Genomic DNA, 4,383 nt, shown 5'->3' on the forward strand with positions numbered 1-4,383 from the left:
TTGAGGGTTTGGTCTAGGATTTTGATATGGATCTTGCTGTTCGCGGCGTAATTACCCGCGAAGACCTGGCCGAGCAGTCTATTGACGACCTGCTCGACATCGACGGCATTGACGATGATCGTGCCGGCAAGTTGATCATGGCCGCCCGAGCCCATTGGTTCGAGTAATAGGCGCGGCCTGAGGAGAGAAGTGCATGACGCAAGTCACGGTGAAACAACTGGCCGATGAGGTCAAAACACCGGTAGAGCGCCTGCTGCAGCAGATGCGTGAGGCAGGTCTGCCGCACACCGCCGCCGAGGAACATGTGACCGACAGTGAGAAGCAATCTTTGCTGACTCACTTGAAAAGCAGCCACAAGGCGAAAGTGGAAGAACCGCGCAAGATCACGTTGCAGCGTAAAACCACCAGCACCCTGCGTGTTGCTGGCAGCAAAAGCATCAGCGTTGAAGTACGCAAGAAGAAAGTCTTCGTACAGCGCAGCCCGGAAGAAATCGAAGCCGAGCGCAAACGCGAACTGGAAGAACGTCGCGCAGTAGAAAATGCTGCACGTCAGAAGGCTGAAGAAGAAGCCAAGCGTCGCGCCGAAGAAGAAGCGCGTCGCCAGCCTGCTGCTGCGCAAACCGCTACTTCCGGCGCTGTTGCAGCGCCTGCTGCGGCTGCCGAGCCAGTGCGTGAGAGCGCACCGGTGGCTGCTGCTCCAGCACCGTCTGCTGACGTTCGCAACAAGCAGAACGAACAGCGCCGTCCGGACAAACCACGTGCAGACGACAACAGTCGTCGTGGCAGTGGCGATGGTGAGCGCAAAAACGCTCCGCATCGTGCTTCGGTCAAGGAAAAAGCGCCTGCTCCACGTGTTGCGCCTCGTACTACCGACGAAGAAAGCGACAGCTTCCGTCGTGGTGGTCGCGGCAAGGCCAAGCTGAAAAAACGCAACGCCCACGGTTTCCAGAGCCCAACCGGCCCTGTCGTGCGTGAAGTGAAGATCGGCGAGACCATCACTGTGGGCGATCTCGCCCAGCAGATGTCGGTCAAGGCTGCTGAAATCATCAAGTTCATGTTCAAACTGGGTACTCCAGCGACCATCAACCAAGTGCTTGATCAGGAAACTGCTCAACTGGTTGCTGAAGAGCTGGGCCACAAAGTGACCCTGGTCAGCGACACCGCCCTGGAAGATTCCCTGGCTGAGTCCCTGAAGTTTGAAGGCGAGACCTTCTCCCGTGCGCCAGTCGTGACCGTAATGGGCCACGTTGACCATGGTAAGACCTCGCTGCTCGACTACATCCGTCGTGCCAAGGTAGCTGCGGGCGAAGCCGGCGGTATCACCCAGCACATCGGTGCATACCACGTTGAAACCGAACGCGGCATGGTCACCTTCCTTGACACCCCTGGTCACGCCGCGTTTACCGCCATGCGTGCCCGTGGTGCCAAGGCGACCGACATCGTGATCCTGGTAGTTGCAGCGGACGACGGCGTGATGCCGCAGACCATTGAAGCTGTCCAGCACGCCAAGGCCGCTGGTGTTCCTCTGGTCGTTGCAGTGAACAAAATCGACAAGCCGGGCGCCGATCTCGATCGCATCCGTAGCGAACTGTCGGTTCACGGCGTGACGTCGGAAGAGTGGGGCGGTGATACGCCATTCGTTTCGGTTTCGGCGAAAGTCGGTACCGGTGTAGACGAACTGCTTGAAGCCGTCCTGCTGCAAGCCGAAGTTCTCGAACTGAAAGCAACCCCATCGGCCCCAGGTCGCGGTGTTGTGGTTGAATCGCGTCTCGACAAAGGTCGTGGCCCGGTTGCAACCGTTCTGGTTCAAGACGGTACCCTGCGCCAAGGCGACATGGTCCTGGTCGGTTCGAACTATGGCCGTGTACGTGCCATGCTCGACGAGAACGGCAAGCCAATCAAGGAAGCCGGTCCTTCCATCCCTGTCGAGATCCTCGGCCTGGACGGTACCCCGGACGCTGGCGACGAGATGAGCGTGGTTGCCGACGAGAAGAAAGCCCGTGAAGTGGCTCTGTTCCGTCAAGGCAAGTTCCGTGAAGTCAAACTGGCTCGTGCTCACGCAGGCAAGCTGGAAAACATCTTCGAGAACATGGGCCAGGAAGAGAAGAAGACGCTTAACATCGTCCTCAAATCTGACGTTCGTGGTTCGTTGGAAGCGTTGAACGGCGCCTTGAACGGCCTGGGTAACGACGAAGTGCAAGTGCGTGTAGTGGGTGGCGGTGTCGGTGGTATCACCGAGTCCGACGCCAACCTGGCACTGGCCTCCAACGCTGTACTGTTCGGCTTCAACGTGCGTGCCGATGCTGGCGCGCGCAAGATCGTCGAGCAGGAAGGCCTGGATATGCGTTACTACAACGTGATCTACGACATCATCGAAGACGTCAAGAAGGCCCTGACCGGCATGCTTGGCAGCGACGTCCGGGAGAACATCCTGGGTATTGCTGAAGTCCGCGACGTGTTCCGTTCGCCGAAGTTTGGCGCGATCGCCGGTTGCATGGTTGTTGAAGGTATCGTGCACCGTAACCGTCCAATCCGTGTACTGCGTGAAGACATCGTTATCTTCGAAGGCGAGCTGGAATCCCTGCGCCGCTTCAAGGATGACGCTTCCGAAGTACGTGCTGGCATGGAATGCGGTATCGGCGTGAAGAGCTACAACGACGTCAAAGTCGGTGACAAGATCGAAGTCTTCGAGAAGGTTCAGGTTGCTCGCAGCCTCTAACTCGCGCACTTCAAGAGCCGTGATGGGCAGCCGCATGCAAATGCACGGCGCATCGCCCGGACTCTAAACGCAACGCCCGGTCTGGCTTCTGTCAGGCCGGGCGTTTGCCGCTTTCAGACCACACGGGTTTCACCGTGAGGCAGTAACAGGTAACAAGACATGGCAAAAGAATACAGCCGTACCCAACGTATCGGCGATCAGATGCAGCGTGAGCTGGCACAACTGATCCGTCGTGAAGTCAAAGACCCGCGTGTTGGTCTGGTCACCATTACCGCTGTTGAAGTCAGCCGTGACGTCGGTCACGCCAAGATCTTCATCACCGTGATGGGCCAGGACAGTGCCGAGGACATCGCACAAAGCATCAAGGTGCTGAACTCGGCTGCAGGCTTCCTGCGCATGCAGCTGGCTCGCGAGATGAAGCTGCGTAGCGTTCCGCAACTGCACTTCCACTATGACGAAAGTGTCGTACGTGGTGCTCATCTGTCGGCATTGATCGAGCGCGCCGTGGCTGAAGACAATCAGCACCCGGTCGCGGCAGAAACCGAAGACACCAAGGAGTAATCGGTGGCTCAGGTCAAACGTATCCGTCGTAACGTCAGCGGCATCATCCTGCTCGACAAGCCGTTGGGGTTCACCTCCAACGCTGCCTTGCAGAAGGTGCGCTGGTTGCTCAATGCCGAAAAGGCTGGCCACACCGGCAGTCTCGACCCGTTGGCCACCGGCGTGTTGCCGCTGTGCTTCGGTGAGGCGACCAAGTTCTCGCAATACCTGCTCGATTCCGACAAGGGGTATGAAACCCTGGCGCAATTGGGCAAGACCACCACCACGGCGGATGCCGAGGGTGACGTTTTGCAGGAACGCCCGGTGACCGTTGGTCGCACCGATATCGAAGCTGTATTGCCCAGTTTTCGCGGGAAAATCAGTCAGATACCGCCGATGTACTCGGCACTCAAACGCGATGGCCAGCCGTTGTACAAGCTGGCACGAGCAGGCGAAGTGGTGGAGCGCGAACCGCGATCTGTTACTATTGCGCGCTTGGAATTGCTGGCCTTTGAAGGTGACACTGCGCGCTTTGCCGTAGATTGCAGCAAAGGCACCTATATCCGTACCCTGGTGGAGGATATTGGTGAACAGCTCGGCTGTGGCGCTTACGTGGCAGAACTGCGACGTACCCAAGCCGGTCCATTCAGCCTGGCCCAGACGGTCACGCTGGAAGAGTTGGAAGCGGTACATGCCGAAGGCGGCAACGAAGCGGTTGACCGTTTCCTGATGCCATCGGACAGCGGCTTGCTGGATTGGCCGCTGCTGCAGTTCTCGGAGCACAGCTCGTTCTACTGGCTCAACGGCCAGCCGGTTCGCGCCCCGGATGCACCGAAGTTCGGCATGGTACGGGTACAGGATCACAACGGTCGCTTCATCGGTATCGGTGAAGTGAGCGAAGACGGGCGCATCGCGCCACGTCGACTGATTCGGTCAGAATGACCGGACGAGGGTGGCTGTTAACAGGCACGGTCACTACTCATTTTTAGATACAGGGATTTGTCCCTGGCCTGTTGAAACTGCCCTTTGGGTGGTTTCCTGATAAAAGGATTGCCTCATGGCTCTCGACGTTCAAGAAAAAGCACAAATCGTAGCTGACTACCAGCAAGCTGTTGGTGACACTG

The 4,383-nt window shown here is 58.1% G+C and carries 3 protein-coding genes and 1 pseudogene; all 4 read left to right on the plus strand.

All coding sequences use genetic code 11. The features are described from left to right. Positions 1-26: 26 nt before the first annotated feature. Positions 27-167, plus strand: a pseudogene (locus ACIOVD_RS20820) (helix-hairpin-helix domain-containing protein); the annotation flags it as partial. A gap of 26 nt (positions 168-193) precedes the next feature. Then, positions 194-2,719: a translation initiation factor IF-2 gene (gene infB / locus ACIOVD_RS20825; RefSeq protein ID WP_095169462.1), complete on the plus strand. Its 2,526-nt coding sequence runs from the start codon at positions 194-196 to the stop codon at positions 2,717-2,719. Positions 2,720-2,878: 159 nt separating this feature from the next. Then, the gene (rbfA, locus tag ACIOVD_RS20830) at positions 2,879-3,280 is read left to right on the plus strand and encodes a 30S ribosome-binding factor RbfA (protein ID WP_095169461.1); all 402 of its coding nucleotides are present in this window, start codon (positions 2,879-2,881) and stop codon (positions 3,278-3,280) included. A gap of 3 nt (positions 3,281-3,283) precedes the next feature. Next, positions 3,284-4,201 (plus strand): tRNA pseudouridine(55) synthase TruB, encoded by a 918-nt coding sequence (truB, locus tag ACIOVD_RS20835; RefSeq protein ID WP_095169460.1) that lies wholly within the window; start codon positions 3,284-3,286, stop codon positions 4,199-4,201. Positions 4,202-4,383: the final 182 nt, after the last annotated feature.

This window comes from Pseudomonas sp. NPDC087626, from assembly GCF_044743405.1.
Taxonomy (GTDB): domain Bacteria; phylum Pseudomonadota; class Gammaproteobacteria; order Pseudomonadales; family Pseudomonadaceae; genus Aquipseudomonas.

Excerpts from the sequence above, each read along its gene's own strand:
- infB (WP_095169462.1), top strand. The coding sequence starts at position 194 with ATGACGCAAGTCACGGTGAAACAACTGGCCGATGAGGTCAAAACACCG.
- rbfA (WP_095169461.1), top strand. The coding sequence starts at position 2,879 with ATGGCAAAAGAATACAGCCGTACCCAACGTATCGGCGATCAGATGCAG.